Origin of the sequence: Gluconobacter roseus (assembly GCF_046058915.1) — a bacterium.
Lineage (GTDB): Bacteria > Pseudomonadota > Alphaproteobacteria > Acetobacterales > Acetobacteraceae > Gluconobacter > Gluconobacter roseus_A.
In genome coordinates, this window is sequence record NZ_CP175538.1 from 48,737 (window position 1) to 66,345 (window position 17,609).

The 17,609-nt window shown below is 62.6% G+C and carries 15 protein-coding genes; all 15 read right to left on the reverse strand.

All coding sequences use genetic code 11. The features are described 5' to 3' along the window. Positions 1 to 51: 51 nt before the first annotated feature. Positions 52 to 1,449, reverse strand: a complete 1,398-nt coding sequence (ftsA, locus tag ACJ2A4_RS00255; RefSeq protein WP_408873143.1) for a cell division protein FtsA — start codon at positions 1,447 to 1,449, stop codon at positions 52 to 54. Continuing rightward, a complete protein-coding gene (locus ACJ2A4_RS00260) occupies positions 1,446 to 2,384 on the reverse strand; it encodes a cell division protein FtsQ/DivIB (RefSeq protein ID WP_408873144.1) in 939 nt (312 codons plus the stop codon). The genes ftsA and ACJ2A4_RS00260 overlap by 4 nt, the downstream gene beginning before the upstream one ends. Then, entirely contained in the window at positions 2,384 to 3,295 is a 912-nt protein-coding gene (locus ACJ2A4_RS00265) for a D-alanine--D-alanine ligase (RefSeq protein WP_408873145.1), read from the reverse strand. Before ACJ2A4_RS00265 ends, ACJ2A4_RS00260 begins: the two co-directional genes overlap by 1 nt. Further along, a complete protein-coding gene (gene murB / locus ACJ2A4_RS00270) occupies positions 3,292 to 4,212 on the reverse strand; it encodes a UDP-N-acetylmuramate dehydrogenase (protein ID WP_408873146.1) in 921 nt (306 codons plus the stop codon). Before murB ends, ACJ2A4_RS00265 begins: the two co-directional genes overlap by 4 nt. Further along, positions 4,209 to 5,642 carry a UDP-N-acetylmuramate--L-alanine ligase gene (gene murC, locus ACJ2A4_RS00275; RefSeq protein WP_062456879.1) on the reverse strand — a complete coding sequence of 478 codons (1,434 nt, stop codon included), beginning with the start codon at positions 5,640 to 5,642 and terminating at the stop codon, positions 4,209 to 4,211. Before murC ends, murB begins: the two co-directional genes overlap by 4 nt. A gap of 38 nt (positions 5,643 to 5,680) precedes the next feature. After that, positions 5,681 to 6,778: an undecaprenyldiphospho-muramoylpentapeptide beta-N-acetylglucosaminyltransferase gene (gene murG, locus ACJ2A4_RS00280; protein ID WP_408873147.1), complete on the reverse strand. Its 1,098-nt coding sequence runs from the start codon at positions 6,776 to 6,778 to the stop codon at positions 5,681 to 5,683. Then, on the reverse strand, positions 6,775 to 7,968 hold the full coding sequence (locus ACJ2A4_RS00285; protein WP_062510049.1) for an FtsW/RodA/SpoVE family cell cycle protein: 1,194 nt from the start codon (positions 7,966 to 7,968) through the stop codon (positions 6,775 to 6,777). The genes murG and ACJ2A4_RS00285 overlap by 4 nt, the downstream gene beginning before the upstream one ends. Before the next feature lie 4 nt (positions 7,969 to 7,972). Next, entirely contained in the window at positions 7,973 to 9,319 is a 1,347-nt protein-coding gene (gene murD / locus ACJ2A4_RS00290; protein ID WP_408873148.1) for a UDP-N-acetylmuramoyl-L-alanine--D-glutamate ligase, read from the reverse strand. Next, positions 9,316 to 10,407 carry a phospho-N-acetylmuramoyl-pentapeptide-transferase gene (gene mraY, locus ACJ2A4_RS00295; protein WP_408873149.1) on the reverse strand — a complete coding sequence of 364 codons (1,092 nt, stop codon included), beginning with the start codon at positions 10,405 to 10,407 and terminating at the stop codon, positions 9,316 to 9,318. The genes murD and mraY overlap by 4 nt, the downstream gene beginning before the upstream one ends. Next, complete coding sequence (gene murF / locus ACJ2A4_RS00300) at positions 10,407 to 11,780, reverse strand: UDP-N-acetylmuramoyl-tripeptide--D-alanyl-D-alanine ligase (protein ID WP_408873150.1); 1,374 nt, start codon at positions 11,778 to 11,780, stop codon at positions 10,407 to 10,409. Before murF ends, mraY begins: the two co-directional genes overlap by 1 nt. Beyond that, positions 11,777 to 13,237: a UDP-N-acetylmuramoyl-L-alanyl-D-glutamate--2,6-diaminopimelate ligase gene (locus tag ACJ2A4_RS00305; RefSeq protein WP_408873151.1), complete on the reverse strand. Its 1,461-nt coding sequence runs from the start codon at positions 13,235 to 13,237 to the stop codon at positions 11,777 to 11,779. Before ACJ2A4_RS00305 ends, murF begins: the two co-directional genes overlap by 4 nt. An 8-nt stretch (positions 13,238 to 13,245) precedes the next feature. Beyond that, positions 13,246 to 15,225 carry a peptidoglycan D,D-transpeptidase FtsI family protein gene (locus tag ACJ2A4_RS00310; protein ID WP_408873152.1) on the reverse strand — a complete coding sequence of 660 codons (1,980 nt, stop codon included), beginning with the start codon at positions 15,223 to 15,225 and terminating at the stop codon, positions 13,246 to 13,248. Positions 15,226 to 15,306: 81 nt separating this feature from the next. Then, positions 15,307 to 16,092 carry a hypothetical protein gene (locus ACJ2A4_RS00315; protein WP_408873153.1) on the reverse strand — a complete coding sequence of 262 codons (786 nt, stop codon included), beginning with the start codon at positions 16,090 to 16,092 and terminating at the stop codon, positions 15,307 to 15,309. Further along, positions 16,089 to 17,060 (reverse strand): 16S rRNA (cytosine(1402)-N(4))-methyltransferase RsmH, encoded by a 972-nt coding sequence (rsmH, locus tag ACJ2A4_RS00320; RefSeq protein ID WP_408873154.1) that lies wholly within the window; start codon positions 17,058 to 17,060, stop codon positions 16,089 to 16,091. Before rsmH ends, ACJ2A4_RS00315 begins: the two co-directional genes overlap by 4 nt. Beyond that, positions 17,057 to 17,536 carry a division/cell wall cluster transcriptional repressor MraZ gene (mraZ, locus tag ACJ2A4_RS00325; RefSeq protein WP_408873155.1) on the reverse strand — a complete coding sequence of 160 codons (480 nt, stop codon included), beginning with the start codon at positions 17,534 to 17,536 and terminating at the stop codon, positions 17,057 to 17,059. The genes rsmH and mraZ overlap by 4 nt, the downstream gene beginning before the upstream one ends. Positions 17,537 to 17,609: the final 73 nt, after the last annotated feature.

Here is a 17,609-nt window from a genome sequence, read left to right on the forward strand (position 1 = left end):
GTCCGGAACTGCATGAAAGCGACAGGTGAGGGCGTTATGATCTGTAGTAGCTTATACATGGTTACGTATGAAGCCCACGAGACGTTTAACAAGTCCGCGAGGTCTTGGTTCGGGGGCAGAGATATCTCCAAACTCCCGATCCGCACCCGCTGCCCAGGCCAGAAGCCCCGCAGCGGTTGAAAAGCCTGCCGAAGCCGCGGCCGTCTCGGGCAGGCCATAAATATTCTGGGGTTTTCCCATCCTGACCGGTCGGCCGAGGATGCGGGTTGCGACAGGGACGATTCCTTCCAGTAGCGATGCACCGCCCGTCAGGACGACCCTGCCATTGGCCAGTCGGCCAAGTCCGGCGTTGTCGAGCGACTGACGAACGAGTTCGAGCGTCTCTTCAATCCGGGGCTGGATAACGGAAATGACCTTGGACCGCTGAAGCCTTACAAGACGGTCACTGTTCTCGCCAATCAGCGGAACCGACAGGATTTCCCGCTGGTCATCCGAGCCCATCTGGGCTGCGCCATACATCGTCTTGAGACGTTCGGCCGTCTCCAGAGACGTGGAGAGCACACCGGCAATATCGCGCGTAACGTGCAGGCCGCCGACACGGATCTGGGCCGTGTGGAGCAGTTTGCCTTCACAGAAAACTGCAAGGGAGGTCGTACCGCCGCCCATTTCCACCACGGTCACACCCAGTTCGCGTTCTTCAGCAGCCAGTACGGAGACACCGGAGGCGAACGGGCTTGCAACCAGTCCGTCCAGTTTCAGTTCCGCGTGCTGGAGGACGGCGTCGAGCGTGCGAAGTGCACTGGAGTTCATGTCCACGACATGCATTCGCGTGGCCAGTTCTTCGCACTGATGACCGATCGGGTCTGCGATCCCGGGAATCGAATCAACGACATATCCGATGGGGAGCGTATGGATGACCTCGCGCCCTTCCATCCAGGCGCGGGCCTGTCCCTCTGCGATCAGGCGCTGCACGTCTCCAGCGGTGACTTCGCGGCCGCCGATCGGAATCTGTGCATCCACCAGACGACTGAGCGGGCGGCCACAGGACAGGTTGACGACGAGCGAGTCCATGCGGCGTTCGGCGGCTTCTTCGGCCTGTCCAACGGTGGCGCGGATGGCAGCTTCGGCTTCGCGGATATCGACGATGGACCCTGAGCGGATGCCGTGGGAACGGCGCCATCCATGCCCCAGAACCTGAATGGAGCCATCAGCTTCGCCCTTGCCGATCAGGCAGGTCATTTTCGTCGTGCCGATATCCAGCGCTCCGAAGATCCCCGGACGCCAGGCGATGGTCCTCTGGGTTTCTTCGGGGGGAAGAGGAAGGATGTCACGCGGAACCCGGTTGACGCTGACATCACGCTCGCCACCGACGGGGATGAGGGACCGGCCCCTGAGACCGCCCCGGCGACGGAATGCCGGAAGATCTGACATGGAGGTAAGGTCATTCATGGTTGCTTCGTGCCGTCTGCTGGTGGTGGAGGTGAGGACGGATCGGTTTTTGCCTTGTCGGGGGCAGGAACTGGAGCCTGCGGAGGCTGGTGAACAACCATCCGGTCCGGAAGCCGCAGATCGATCGACTGGACCGGACGTTCCAGCAGGCGCATGCTCTGCTGATAGCGGGCCAGACGCGCAAAAGCCGCGGCTTCTTCGCCTTCAGGCAGCATGACGGTCGTCCCGTCCTTGAGCGTGGCATTCCAGCGCCGGTTGCCCACGCGGATCAGGGCTGTGACCTGACTTTTGACCAGAGGTTCATGGTTCAGGGCATCAATCACGCTCGCCGCTGCCGTATTTGCGCCTTCGCCAACGACCAGCGGCAACTGGAGAAATGCCTGCGCATTTTTCCCGGTCAGGCCCTGATCGGAGACTTCCTCTCCCGCCCGGTTGATGAGCATGAAATGCCCGCGATCCTGCCAGACGGCGATCGGTGTGCGCTCCACAAGCGTAATGATGACGGTATCGGGCATGTGCCGTTCAACCGTTGCGTGGTCGATGAACGGCAGTTCATCCAGCCGCTGACGTGCAGCTTCGACGGAAAATCCGAAGATCGGATGACCGACCGATGTTCCAAGAGCCTCCTGGATCGAAGCCTCGCTCGTCATGCTGCGCCCGTTGATGATGATGTGGCGGATGGGCAGGGGCTCCATTTCCACCAGACGGGCCCGTAGCGGAGCGAAGCGCTCTTCGGAGGCTGCGTCGTACAGCAGTCGTATGCCGGCGCCGGCAATTCCCATCACGACCAGAAAGACGATCGCAGGCCGGACCAGCTGCCGTTGCCGGCGCCAGAACAGCTTTGCCCGTGACGGACGGTCTTCCTGGGGCGGGAGGGCCCCGGAATAGCGTTCCCGGACAAAATCGTCTCTCTGAAAGGACGGATCCTCCCGCATCAGCGCGTCAGTGCCTCCCGGACCATCCAGTCACACAGTTCCGGATAGGAGATGTCGCAATAGGCAGCCTGTTCCGGCAGAAGAGATGTCGGTGTCATACCGGGCTGTGTGTTGACCTCCAGGATGACCAGCGTGTCGGTGTCCTCATCGTAACGGAAATCCGTGCGGCTCGCACCCTGACAGCCCAGCGTCTGATGGGCGCGCAGGGCGTAATCGAGCGCCCGCTCCGTCACGGCCTGCGGAAGCTCCGCAGGGACGACATGGCGCGAGCCACCCGCCTTGTACTTGGCCTCGAAATCATAGAACGCAGCCGTTTCGCTGGGCAGGATGTCGGTGACGGCCAGAGCCCGGTCTCCCATGACGCCTGCGGTCAGTTCGCGGCCGGGAATGAAGCTCTCGACCAGCGCTTCTTTTCCGAAACGCCAGGTCTGTGCAATTTCGGCGCGACGGTTATCTCCCGTCCGCACGATCTCGACACCGACGGAGGAGCCTTCGGCGACGGGCTTGATGACGTAGGGTGTGGGAAGAGGATCGGCTTCGGCCAGCTCTTCAACCGTCACGACGCGTCCCTGTGCAACGGGCAGACCGGCGGCGGCCAGAAGAATACGGGTTGCGCCTTTGTCCATTGCTACGGCCGAGGCGCGGATGCCGGAATGGGTGTAGGGTAGGTCAAGCCATTCCAGAACGCCCTGAATGGCGCCGTCTTCGCCACGCGGGCCGTGCAGGGCGTTGAAAACGACGTCCGGTGCGGCAGCTTTCAGGCTGGCGATGGTCGTTGCGATATCGGGGCCCACATCGATCGGGGTGACGTCATGTCCCTTTTCGCGCAGGGCCTCGATTGCGGCCTCGCCACTGACAAGACTGACAGGCCGCTCACTGGATGTTCCCCCCAACAGGACTGCGACCTTCATACCGTCTGTTCTCCTTCGGATTTGCGTCCGATACGTTTGATTTCCCAATGCAGGTCCACGCCGCTCTGTGCCAGCACTTTTTCGCGCACGGTTTCGCCCAGCGTTTCCAGATCCGCGCTGCTGGCCTGTCCCAGATTGAGCAGGAAGTTGCAGTGCTTTTCGCTGACCTGAGCATCCCCGATCTGGAGACCACGGCAGCCGGCTTCGTCAATGAGCTGCCACGCCTTGTGGCCTTCGGGGTTGCGGAAGGTGGAGCCGCCGGTCCGCGCCCGCACGGGCTGCGAGGCTTCGCGTGAGGCCCGGATCTCCGCGATGCGGCTGCGGATGGCATCTGCGTTGTCCGGTGTGCCGCGCAGGCTGGCGCGGATCACCACGCTGCCTTCGGGAAGCGCCGAATGACGATAGGCAAAGCCGAGATCGTCATGGGACAGGCGCCGCAGATCGCCTTCGACCGTCAGGATGTCCGCCCATTCGAGAACGGCATTGATATCCGACCCGTAGGCGCCCGCGTTCATGCGGACAGCACCGCCGATCGATCCCGGAATGCCAGCCAAAAACTCCAGGCCTGCCAGACCGGCAGCGGCGGCATGTTCGGCCACAGTGATGTCGAGCGCGGCCGCGCCCACGATCAGGCTGTTGTCCTGAACGGTGATGTCCGCAAAGCCGCGCGCCAGACGGATGACCGTGCCAGCAATGCCGCCGTCGCGGATGATGACGTTCGAGCAAGCGCCCAGAACCGTAACCGGCATGGTGGCCGGTTTTTCGCGCAGGAAAAGGGCCAGATCGTCCTGGTCTTCGGGAACGAACAGCCAGTCCGCCGGGCCGCCCACGCGGAACCATGCCCGGGGACCGAGCGGGGCGTTCGGGGTCAGTCGACCGCGCAGACCTTTGACGGGAAAGTCGCTGCTGCCCGTCATGCCGCGCCTTCGGTTGCAGGCTGGCGGTTCAGGGCTTCGAGCTGGGCGGGGAGGGCCTGCGCCCACTGGGTGATGGTGCCGGCGCCGAGGCAGACGACGTAATCGCCCGGCTTGGCGATGGCGTTGATCATTTCCGCTAAATGGGCCGGATTGGGGAGCGGCACGACGGAGCGGTGGCCGCGATCGCGCAGGCCTTCAACGAGCGCATCGCGGCCCGCACCCTCGATCGGCGTTTCGCCCGCGGCATAGACGTCGGCCACGATGACCGTGTCGGCGTCGTTCATGCAGGTGCAGAACTCGTTGAAAAGGACTTTCAGGCGCGAATAACGATGTGGCTGCATGACGGCGATGACGTTGCGCGCACCGGCCTGACGGGCGGCCTTGAGCACGGCGGCGATTTCAACGGGGTGATGGCCATAATCGTCGATGATGGAAATGCCGTTATATTCGCCCGTGCGGGTGAAGCGCCGCTTGACGCCCTTGAAGGTCGTCAGGGCGGACGCGATCACGGAATCACTGATTTCCATTTCAAGCGCGACGGCGATGGCGGCGAGCGAGTTCAGGACATTGTGGTGTCCGAGCATCGGCAGGCGGAACGGACCGGCGCGGCGCGAGCGGTTGCGCTGGCGATTGGTGACCACGACCTCGAACGTGGCACCCCGCTTGTCCATCACGACTTTTTCGGCGCGGATATCGGCCTGCGGGCTGAAGCCATAGGTGATGACGCGATGATCGGACAGGCGCGGGATCATCTGCTGGACCTGCGGGTGATCCACGCACAGGACGGCAAAGCCGTAGAACGGAATGTTTGAGACGAACTGGTCGTAGCCGGCCTGCATGGCCTCTTCCGTGCCCCAGTGATCCAGATGTTCCGGATCCATGTTCGTCACCACCGCAATCACGGCCGGCAGGCGCAGGAAGGATCCGTCGCTTTCATCGGCCTCGACGACCATCCAGTCGCCCGAACCCATGCGCGTGTTGGTGCCGTAGGCCTCGATGATTCCGCCATTGATGACGGTCGGGTCCAGACGGGCATGTTCGAGCACGCAGGCCACGAGGCTGGTGGTGGTCGTCTTACCATGCGTGCCGCCGATGGCGACGGACCAGCGCAGGCGCATCAGTTCGGCCAGCATTTCCGCACGCCGGACGACCGGGATGAGCTTGGCGCGGGCGGCCACGACTTCCGGATTGTCCTTTTTCACGGCCGTCGATGTAACGACAACCTGTGCGTCGCCCAGATTGGCGGCGTCATGGCCGATATGCACGACAATCCCTGCCTGGCGCAGGCGCTGCACATTGGCGCCCTCGGCGATATCGGAACCCTGCACCTTGTAGCCCAGCATGTGCAGGACCTCGGCGATGCCGGACATGCCGATGCCGCCGATACCGACGAAGTGAATGGTTCCGATGTTCAGGGGCAGGGCGCGCATGGGGCAGGTACTCTTGGGCAGGAACGAGAAAACAGGGATCAGGACCGCAGGGCGGATTCAATCAGATCAGCGACTTTTGCGGCAGCATGAGGGCGCGCGCACAGATGAGCGGCTTTTGCTGCGTTTTCGAGCTTTTCTGGATGGGAAAACAGGTCTGTCAGCAGAGCCGTCAGGGCTGCGGGCGTGAAATCGGGCTGGCGGATCATCCAGGCTGCACCGGCATCCACGAGCGCCTGACCATTAGCACCCTGTTCATCGGACGCGGCGATGGGCAGCGGCACCAGAATGGACGGCAGACCGGCCATCGCCAGTTCCGCAACCGAAGAACCGCCTGCGCGTCCGATCACGAGATGGGCGTTTTTCAGACAGGCCGGGACATCCGTGAAGAAGGGGGCAGCCTCGACTTCGATCCCTGCATTTTCGTAGATGGTGCGGACGCGTTCCAGATCATCGGCCTTGATCTGCTGTGTGACTTTCAGGCGTTTGCGGACTTCTTCAGGAAGGGCGGCCAGCGCCTGTGGCACGATGTCGGAGAACACGCGTGCGCCTAGGGAGCCACCCCAGACCAGAAGGTTTATCCTGTCTTCGGGCGGGGCATAGACATGACCAAACAGCGCCTCGATGCCCTCACGGACGGGCATGCCGGTCAGGGTTGTCCGGGCATTTTCAGGAAGCCGGGCGACTTTCGCGTAGGACGTGGCGATCAGCGGAGAAAAGCGGGACAGGAAGGCGTTGGCCTGTCCGAGCACGGCATTGCCTTCATGAATGACCATCTGCGGACGCTTTGCTGCGGGCAGAAGGCGCGATGCGGTCAGAGGGGGGATGGACGGATAGCCGCCGAAACCTACGACAGCCGCTGCATCCAGCGAAGCGAGGATACGGCGCGCATCCATCATGCCGCGCAGCAGGGCCAGTATGCCACGGATTTTCCCGCCAAGACCTTTGCCAGCCACACCTGCGCCATCCAGCACATATTGCGGGCGGTCCTTGAACAGGCCGGTTTCGCGACGTCCATGTCGGGCGTCCGTCATCAGGACAAGGTCGTGACCCCGTTCCGCAAGCACGGTTGCGACGGCTTCGGCCGGGAAGAAATGTCCGCCCGTGCCACCGGCGGCGATAACGATGGGGCGGCTCACGGCGCGTTCCTCTCAAACAATGGGGCCTGTCCGTATGGGGCGGAGGCTCTCTGACCGATCCTGCTCTGGCCGACGTGATGGCGTGTCAAGGCCAGAACCATCCCCATGGTCAGGGCCACCGACATTGCCGAACTGCCGCCATAGGAAATGAAGGGCAGGGTCATGCCCTTTGTCGGGATCAGATGCAATGTCGAACCCATGTTGACAAAGGCCTGAAGGCCAAATCCCGTCACCAGACCGGCAGTGGAGACGATGACGAACGGGTCGTCCTCATGCATCAGCTTGAGCAGGGTGCGCAGAACGATGACACCGAACAGCAGGATGATGCCGATGCACAGGATCAGGCCGTATTCCTCACCAGCGACGGCAAAGACGAAGTCGGCATGGGCATCGGGCAGCAGATCCTTCACGCGGCCTTCACCGGGGCCCCGGCCGAGCAGGCCGCCATTTCCGAAAGCGCGAAGAGCGGTGTCGATCTGATAATGATCACCAACATCGGGATGCAGGAAGCGCTGCACGCGGGACTGCACATGCGGAAAGACGATGTAGGCGATTGCAAAGGCGCCCGCCATGCCGGCCACGCACAGTCCGACCCAGTAGAGCTTCAGTCCATCAACAAAAAGCTGGGTCATGAAGACCATCGTAATGACCGACAACATTCCGATATCTGGCTGGGATTTCAGCAGAACCAGAATGAACCCGAAGCACAGGAAGGCCACCAGCATGCCGGGGAAAGCGATATTGCCCCACATCACGACGGAACGGCGCGCGGAAAGCAGCCAGCCGGTTACAACCGCAAAGCAAGGCTTGAGGAATTCCGAGGGCTGGACCGACATCATCGGCAGCGCAATCCATCGCCGCGCGCCCTTGATTTCCATGCCATGCACCAGCGTCATGGCTGTGGCGCCAAGCGCTATGATGCCGCCGATGATCGCGAGTTTCTTGATGGCCTGCCGGGACAGATAGGACGTTCCAAGCACGATCGCTCCGGCCAGCGCCAGGAAGATCACCTGCTTGAGAATGAACATGTTGCGCGAGGCGCCAATACGCGAGGCCACGGCAGGACTGGCCGCCAGCATCAGGACGTAGCCGAGCCCGATCAGCAGACCGACGCAGGCAAGCGTTACACGGTCCAGATTGCGCCACCAGCGGGCAACGGCAGAAGTCTCGACACGGGACAGTCCCGACATGGTGTCAATCCTCCTGCTTTTGCGTGAGCGTAGCGCCCGAATGGCCTGATTTCACAATATTATCGCAAATCTGAAGGAAGTGTGAACCTCGATCCTCGAAACTGCGAAATTGATCGAAACTTGCACAGGCGGGTGAGAGCAGAACGACGGGAATGTCCCCCTCTAAAGCAGCCTGAAAAGCGGCCGGAACAGCTTTTTCCAGCGTTCCGCACTGCTGAAAGGGAACGCCATGCGTTTCCAGCGTCGCGGCCAGAACATCCGCATCCTGTCCGATCAGAAAAGCCTGTGCGATGTGACCGAAAAAGGGCGCAAGACTTTCGATGCCACCCGCTTTTGCAACTCCGCCCGCAATCCACATGACTTTGTCATAGGCGGCGAGAGCCTTGGAGACGGCCTCGGCATTCGTGGCCTTGCTGTCGTTGATGAAAGAGACGCCATCGCATTCCGCGACTTTCTGGAGGCGATGCTCCAGGCCGGGAAAGGATTTCAGGCCGGTCCGGATTGCCGCATCATCAAGGCCGAGATGGCGCGTGATAGCCAAGGCCGCGCCGACATTCTGGGCATTGTGCCGTCCGGGAAGGGCTGGGCCGTCGTAAGGAGGCAAGGCGTCTGCGTCCAGTTCAACGACCTGTACGCCGTGCGATGCGACTTGTGAGGCGATGGCGCGGCACCAGTCATCGTCCATGCCGATCACGGCCAGATCGTCCGGACCCATATTGTCGAAGACATGGGCCTTGGCGGCGGCATAGCCTGCCATGTCGCCATGCCGGTCCAGATGGTCGGGGGTCAGGTTCAGCAGGCAGGCGGCGTTCGCGTGGAACCGGTCCAGCCGTTCGAGCATGTAGGACGACATTTCGATGACGTAGACGCCGTCATCGGGCAGGAGCGGTAATGCCAGCGACGCCGTGCCGAGATTGCCACCCGCCGCGCAAGGACGTCCGGCCGTCGTAAAAAGATGGGCGATCAGCGCCGTCGTCGTCGATTTTCCGTTCGTTCCGGTGACGGCGACGAACGCGGCTTTTGAGCCAGACTTACGGACGGCGCGATACAGGATCTCGGCATCGGACAGGATCTGGATCCCCTGTATCCGGGCGAGGTCCGCGACGGGATGGGCCTTGGGGAGCAGATGAGGAATGCCGGGGGACAGGATGAGGGCCGTCATGCCGGACAGGTCGGTCAGGGGAGCGATTGTCAGGTTAGGTTGCGCCGGAAGGTCGGCATTGCGATCATCCCAGGCCTGAACTGCTGCCCCCATCCCGAGCAGCGCCTGCACAACGGCCGTGCCATTGCGTCCCAGACCACAGACGGCATAGCGCTCGCCTGCAAGGAGGTTGGACGGAAAGCTGCTCATCGCAGTTTCAGCGTCGCCAGACCGCACAGGCCCAGCACGATGGAGACGATCCAGAACCGGATCACGATTTTCGGCTCCTGCCAGCCCTTTTTCTCAAAATGGTGGTGCAGCGGTGCCATCAGGAACACGCGCCGTCCGGTCCGTTTGAACCAGAAAATCTGGATCACAACCGACAGAGTTTCGGCCACAAAAACGCCTCCCACGATGCACAGGACGAGTTCATGCTTTGTGGCGACGGCCACGGCTCCCAGAGCCCCACCGAGGGACAGGGAGCCAGTATCGCCCATGAAGACGGCGGCTGGCGGAGCGTTGAACCACAGGAATCCGAGGCCTGCGCCGATCAATGCTGCGCAGAAGACCGCGAGTTCGCCCGTGCCGGGAACTGGATGAAGTTGCAGGTAGTCGGCGAAGACGTGATTGCCGACCAGATAGGAAATCAGCGCGAAGACCAGTGCCGCGATTACGACCGGGACGATGGCCAGCCCGTCCAGCCCGTCCGTGAAGTTCACGGCATTACCGAAGCCCGTGATGGTGATCATCGCAAAGATCGGGAAGGCATAGCCCAGTGGAAGCAGCACGTCCTTGACGAACGGAAAGGCGACCATGTTGCGCAGTTCTGGCGGCGTCAGGGACTGGAGCCAGATCCCGGCGATCAGAGACGCCAGGAACTCGCAGCCGAGCCGGGTACGCTTGGACACGCCGGTCGTGTTGCGTTTGGAGAGCTTCAGGTAGTCATCGGCAAAGCCGACCGCCCCGAAGGCGCCCGTGGTCAGCATGACCGCCCAGACAAACCCGTTTGTCAGATCGGCCCAGAGTAATGTGGCTGAGAACAGCGCGATCAGGATCAGCATGCCGCCCATCGTGGGCGTGCCAGCCTTTTCCAGAATATGCCGCTCGGGGCCGACGGTGCGGATGGGCTGGCCTTCGCGCTGGATCCGCTTGAGCTGTGCGATGAAAGGGTTGCCCAGTGCCAGCGAGATGACCAGCGCCGTCAGGCAGGCGCAGCCCGAACGGAACGTCAGGTAATGGAACAGGTTGAAGAACCCGCCATGGGACGTGTCATGGGCGGCGATGAGATTGAAAAGCATCAGGCAGAAACCGGGCTGGAAGCGTTGTCGAGGACTGAGATCACGTCACGCATCCGGCTGCCGAAGCTGCCTTTCACGAGCAGGAGATCACCGGGGCGAAGGGCTTTGAGGAGCAGCGGGGCCAGAGACGCGGCATCAGCGGCGTATCCACCCTGAAGTTCCGATGGGAGCGCATCATAGAGTGCGCGCATATGGGGGCCGCAGCAGAAGGTAATGGCTTTGGCGGCCTGAACGGCGTCTGCAAGCGAACGGTGTTCGGCATCGGCGAAGGTGCCGAGTTCGCGGATGTCCCCCAGGGCCGCGATGTGCCGCTGGGCCGGAAGCAGCGCGAGGGTCGCCAGTGCCGCGCGGATGCTGGGTGTGGAGGCATTATAGCTTTCGTCCAGAAGACGCACGTCGTTCAGGATCGTGCGCATCTGTCCACGTCCTGCACCCGGCACGAAGTTCTGCAGTGCGGTGGCGGCAACGGAGACGTCTTCGCCAAGGGCTGCAACCGCGCCGAGAGCCAAAGCGGCATTGCGGGCCAAATGTTCTCCCGGCGCCGTTAGCGTCACGTTCTGGATACCGGATGGCAGATGCAGCGAGAAATTGCTGCCGTCTGCCGAGCAGTGCAGATTTTCGATCCAGAGCTGTGCCTTTTCGGAGAAGCCCGAACGCCACAGAGCACATCCTGCGGGTAGTGCTGTCCGGAAATGCTCTTGACCGGCTGCGTCGTCGGGGACGATGGCGGTCCCCTTGTCCGCAAGCGCGCCAAACAGGTCGGATTTTTCTCGTGCGATCGCCTCGATGCTGCCCATATGGCCGAGATGCGCCGTGCCGATCGTGGTGATGATGGCCACATCGGGCCGGACCTGAGCGGCGAGGGGCGCAATTTCCCCGATATGATTCATGCCGATTTCGCTGATGCAGAATTGGGCGTCCTGCGGCAGTCGGACCAGCGTCAGGGGTACGCCCCAGTGATTATTATAGGAGGCTACGGCAGCGTGCGTCGGGCCGATGGCGGACAGCGCGACTTTCAGCATGTCCTTGGTCGTCGTCTTGCCGACACTTCCGGTGATGGCGACGACTTTTCCGCGAAAGCGCGTGCGCGCATAGCGGCCCAGATCCACAAGGGCGGTCATGGTGTCAGGAACGATCAGAAGGCGCGGATCGTCCAGACCAGCCGTGTCATGCACAAGCGCGCAGGCGGCACCCTTGTTCAGAGCCTGCTGCACATGGGCGTGACCGTCGCTCGTCTCGCCTCGCAGGGCGATGAACAGATCGCCCGGCGTCAGTGTCCGGGTGTCGATCGAGATGCCGGTGACCTGAACATCGGCATTCAGTGTTCCGCCTGTCGCGGCGCGAAGGTCCGCACTGTTCCACAGAACGCTCATGCCGCACCTGCCAGTTCACGAATGACGAGACGGTCATCGAAGGGAAGAATTTCCGTGCCGACGATCTGGCCCTGCTCATGTCCCTTGCCGGCCACGACCAGGATATCGCCGGGCTTCAGGGCCTCAAGTCCCGCTGCGATGGCGCTGCGGCGGTCTGCGATTTCCAGTGCATCCGGGCAGGCCGTCAGGATTTCGGAGCGGATGGAAGCGGGCTCTTCCGTGCGGGGGTTGTCGTCCGTCACGATCGCCAGATCCGCCATTCGCGCGGCAACGGCCCCCATGAGCGGGCGCTTGCCGCGGTCACGGTCGCCGCCCGCCCCGAAGACCACGACCAGACGCCCTGCCGTATGCGGACGCAGACTGGACAGGACGCAGTCGAGCGCGTCGGGGGTGTGAGCGTAATCGACATAGGCTGCGCCGCCGTTGGGGAGCGTAACGGCCCGTTCGCATCGGCCGTGAACGCCTGTCAGGTGTGGCAGAAGCCTGAGAACTTCCAGCGCTTCGGCATCGTCGTTCCAGCACATGGCTGCTGCGAGCATGACATTGTCAGCCTGAAAGCGGCCGGGAAGGGCGAGAGTGATTTCGGGCAGTTCCTCGCCATGCAGGGCCAGACGCAGGATCTGGCCCGTCGGGGTTGGGCGTGCTTCGACCAGCCGAAGGGTTGTTCCGTTCTGTCCGACGCTGCGCAGCTTCAGGCCACGTCGATCCGCGATGGCTTTCAGGGCCGCAAACGTCTCGGGGTCCATATCGGCGTTGACGGCCGCAATGCCACCTGCCGGGAGAACGTCTTCAAAGAGGCGCAGCTTTGCGGTCCGGTAGGCTTCGAGCGTCAAATGATAATCGAGATGATCGCGTGTCAGGTTGGAGAAGCCGGCCGCTGTCAGTGTGATGCCGTCCAGACGGTGCTGCTCCAGTCCATGCGAAGAGGCCTCGAGCGCGACATGTTCAACGCCTTTGCCAGCCAGAGCGGCGAGTGTACGGGAGAGCGATACAGGATCGGGGGTTGTCAGGCTGGGCGGTGGCGGGACGTCCGTGTCGGAAAGCAGGCCCAGCGTTCCCAGACTGGCGGCGCGGTGTCCCTGAAGCGTCCAGAGCTGGCGCAGGAAATCGGCTGTGCTGCTTTTGCCGTTCGTGCCGGTGATTGCCGCAACGCAGGAGGGTTGCGGACCGGCAAGGGCGGAGGCCATGCAGGCCAGAAGATGCTTGGCGTCCGGACGCACGATCACAGGGATTGCGGCAACCAGTTCGGCAGTCTCATGATCCACGATGACCGCCGCAGCACCCTGTGACATGGCCTGTGCGATGAAAGCACTGCCATCCTGCTTTACCCCGCGCAGGGCGAAGAAGAGCGTACCCGGACCGGCTCTGCGGCTATCGGCTGTTACGGACAGGATGTCTGGATCGTCCGTCAGAGGCTGGGACGTACCGCAAAGGGCAAAAAGCTGGGAGAGGCGCATCAAACGGTTCAGTGCTGTGTCTTTGAGGGCTGGGTCTTGGCGGCGTGGGCCTGATTGCGCGGGTCACCCGGATCATTCCCGGGACCAAGGGCGCGGTATCCGGCGGGTACGGGCGGGTTCATCGGAATGGCCAGCGAGGCGTCGATCGCATCCTTGTTCGCCAGATCGGGGAACTGGTTCAGGATTGGGCCAACGCGCGAGATGATTTTCTTAACCGTGGGGGCAGCGTTCCAAGCAGCCGTCGTCCAGCCATGGGTTGCGGCCGTGCCCTGCGGACTGTCGAGCATGACATAGACGGCGTAATGCGGGTTGTTCATCGGGAACACGCTGGTGAAGGCTGAGACGTTCACGTGTTTCAGATACCCGCCATGTGCGCCGATCTTCTCCGCCGTGCCGGTCTTGCCGCCGACATAATAGCCCGGAACCTCGGCAGACTTACCGCTTCCCAGTGTGACGTCCAGACGCAGCAGTTTGCGCAGGACCGCCGATGTCTGTTCAGACAGGACACGGGTGCCCACAGGCGTTTCGGCTCCGATTTCGTCGCCGTCTGCATCCGGGCGATAGACAACGGGACGGAGCTGAGCCGCATCCGGAGTTGGTTTGTTGTCCTCTTCAGGCTCACGGGCCACGAGTGTCGGTTTCAGCAGGATGCCACCATTCACCGTGGCCGCCGTGCCGCGGACGATGGCCAGCGGCGGTTCAGCCACACCATGACCGAACCCGACGGTCATGACTGTGGAGATGCCCCAGTTACGCGAGGCGGGGACGAGTGGCCGGCCGGCTTCGGGGAGTTCGACCGGAACACGGTTGAAGAAGCCCATGTTCCGCAGCCAGTCCTGCTGGCGGGTCGCACCGACATCGAGCGCGATGTGAGCAGCAGCCGGGTTGGACGAATAGGCCAGCACGCCGGGCAGGGAGAGCCAGGGGGCGAAATGGTCCGTTTTCATGTCACGGATGGTGAAGCGGCCGACCTTGATGGGGATGGTCGAGAAACGGTCCCACAGATGGACGACCCCAAGCTGCAGACCCATGGCGGCCGTTTGCAGCTTGAACGTCGAGCCGGGCTCATACATGCCGGTGACGGCCCGGTTGAAGCGGGCGTCGTTGGGAGCATGACCGAAGTCATTGGCGTCATAATCGGGCAGGCTGACCATGGCCAGGATTTCGCCGGTGCGGACGTCCATGACGATCGCGCTGGCACCGATGGCGGAGAATTCATCCTTGGCAGCCTGAAGTTCGTCATGCGCGACGGTCTGTACGCGCACGTCCAGCGACAGGCGCAGCGGAGATTTGTCCGAATTCAGTCGCTTGTCGAAATACCGCTCCACGCCCGCAATGCCATGATCGTCGATATCGACGCTGCCCATGATCTGGGCAGCCGTGCGGCCCAGCGGATAATGACGGCGTTCGCCTGCTTCGAAATAAATGCCCGGAATGCCAAGATTATTGATGGCGATTTCCTGAACGGGCGAAATGTCACGGGCCAGATAGACGAACTGTTTTTTCAGCGACAGGCGGCGGATTGTTTCGTCACGGTCGAGCTGCGGCAGAACTTTCCGGAGCTTGTCCGCAGCATCGGCCGGGTCGATCATTTCCATCGGATTGGCATAGACCTGCGCGACGGGGAGCGAGAGTGCCAAGGCCTGACCTGTACGGTCGGTGATTGTGGCGCGTTTGACGGTTGGCAGAACGAAATCGCCCGCCATTTCTCCGCGTGGGTCACTCTTGGGGATTTCCGGGACCTGGGGCGCGATCTGGCGCTTTTCAGGCTCCATCGGCATCAGGACAGTCGCCACGGTCGCCTTAAGCGCCACAGCGCCATAGATCGCAAGGAAGCCCATCCCGACGCCGAGCAGGCGCCCGTGCATCTGGTCAAGATTCAGTCGGCGTAGTCCCCGTGGCTGCGCGGTCTTGCGGGGACGCCCTGACGGCACATCCGGGCGCTCGGGGCGCTGCGAACCGGAAGAAGGTGGCACGTCCTGAGGCATCGTGCGGGGGTGCGTCCTGTTGAAGGGCTCGCCCTAAGCTATCCGAAAATGCTGAACGAGCGGTTAATGATGGAAGGGCTCTCAGTTAGCCAACGGCACAGGCGCGGGCAATGCGTCATTCGCATTTCCCAGAGCGGAAAGTTGTGCGTGATGCGGGTGCGGACGCTCTTCGGCCAGACGGGTTGGTGCTGCGGCATGGCTCACGCGGACGGTCTGCGGGTGCCAGGCTGCGACCATCAGCGGAGCAGGGTGGCTTTCACGATAGCTTACGAGATGGACGCTGGGCGCGCTGTCCGCATGGCTGCGGGCAGACGCCGTAATGGTGCGTGGCGCTGCCGAGGCCAGCTGCGTATCGGCATTATGCGCATGGGAGACATGCGGCTGGGCTGGCACAGGCTTTGCTGCCGGAGCAGGGTGGGTTGCCACAGCGACAACCAGCGGATGCGGGGCAGGTGCAGACTGTGCGGGCGTATGGGTGACAGTCTGTGGTGCAGGCAGCGGCAAATGGGCCGCTTCAGCAGCACGGTTGACGACCTCATGCAGTCCTTCACGCGGATCAGCGGGCTGCGCCTTGGAACCAGGTGCGGGCAGACGGGCTTCAAGCGAGGCCATACGAATGAACTGATCCGGCTCCATCGGATGCAGGGACGGCACGAAACGGGCCGCCAGTGTGTTCAGGCGATCCGGCTGGTTCAGAAGGGCCCATTCCGTCCGGAGCATGGCGGTCTGGCCGCGCACGCGCTGGGTTTCCTGAACGATCTTCGTGATCTTCTGGTCCAGAACCGTGGTCTCGTGTTTCTTGGTATAGAGAAACAGGCCAGATCCTGCGGCGAGGACAGCGCAGGCAACGGTGAAGGGCCGGATCATGAGGGCATTCCTGAGACGGGCATCTTGGAGACGGGGTTACGGACCAGTGCGCGCAGACGGGCACTGCGGGCACGCGGATTTTCCCGGGCTTCCTCATCCGTGGCGGAGAGGGGGCGGGAATGAAGAAGGGAAAAGGCCGGCGCTTCCTGACGGAGCGGGGCCGGTTCGTAACGGGATGGGTTTCCCGTCCGTCCTGCGAGCACTGCCATGGCGCGTTTGGCCAGACGGTCCTCGAGGGAATGGAAGGTCACGACCACGAAAACGCCACCCGGGGCCAGTAGGCGCGGTGCGGCCTCAAGAGCGCGTTCGAGTTCGCCAAGCTCGTCATTCACCGCAATGCGCAGGCCCTGGAAGCTGCGGGTCGCGGGGTCGATATTGGCGCGGTCGCGGGGGACGCAGCAACGGATGATGTGTGCCAGCTGACCGGTCGTGGTGATCGGGGCTTCGGCGCGTGCAGCTACGATGGCGCGTGCAATACGGCGGGAGAGTTTTTCTTCGCCATAGCGGTATAGGATGTCCGCGAGCTCTGCTTCCTTGCAGGTATTCACCAGATCCGCGGCGGAGGGGCCATCAGAGCCCATCCGCATGTCCAAAGGACCGTCATTGCGGAAGGAAAAGCCACGCTCGGCCTGATCGATCTGGAAGGACGAAACGCCCAGATCCAGCACGATGCCGTCGAACGGTCCTTCTGCTCCGACTAGAGCTTCCATGTCACCGAACGTCCCCTGATGCATCCGCAGGCGCCCGTTGGCCTGAATGGCCATGGCGTTTCCGCGCCCAATGGCGGCGGGGTCGCGGTCGATCGCATCCAGCGTGCAGTCGGCTGAATTCAGGATGGCGCGGGCATAGCCACCGCCACCGAACGTTCCATCCAGATAACGTCCGCCGGCGCGGGGAGAGAGCGCTTCGAGAACCTCATGCAGCATGACCGGAACATGGCCGGAATGGATCAGGGTGATCGCGTTCATTCTGCTGCTCCCGCAGGGTTGCTGGCGGGACGGCGGCTGGTGGCAAGCGTCTTTGCGCGGCTGCGTGCGGCCTGACGGCGTTCTGCGGCAGCGGTCGGGTTCCAGATCTGGAACGTTCGGCCAAGCCCCATGAAAGCGACCTCATCCGTCAGAACGGCGTGGGTCCGCAGGGTTTCGGGAAGAATGATGCGGCCCTCCTTGTCGCTGTCCAGCGGATAGGCATCCGCATAGAGGCTGGCGGCCAGATCTTCATGATCTTCCGAAAAGGGATCGTATTCGTCGAGCGGTGTGGCGAGGGCGGCAAATGCACCAGCTGTCCAGCCCTCGATGCAGGGATGGAGATGGGACGGGCGCAGGATGACCAGTGGATCTCCCGGCTGGGCCTGTGATTTCAGGGCGGCGCGGAAAGATGCAGGAATGGAAACACGTCCTTTGGCATCGAAACGGTTCTGATGCGTGCCGAGGAACATGCTCATGGATGATGTGCCTCCTTCCTGCGCTCAGAACCGGTAATGCGGCTTCTGGTTATTTGGCTTGGTCTTGACTGGG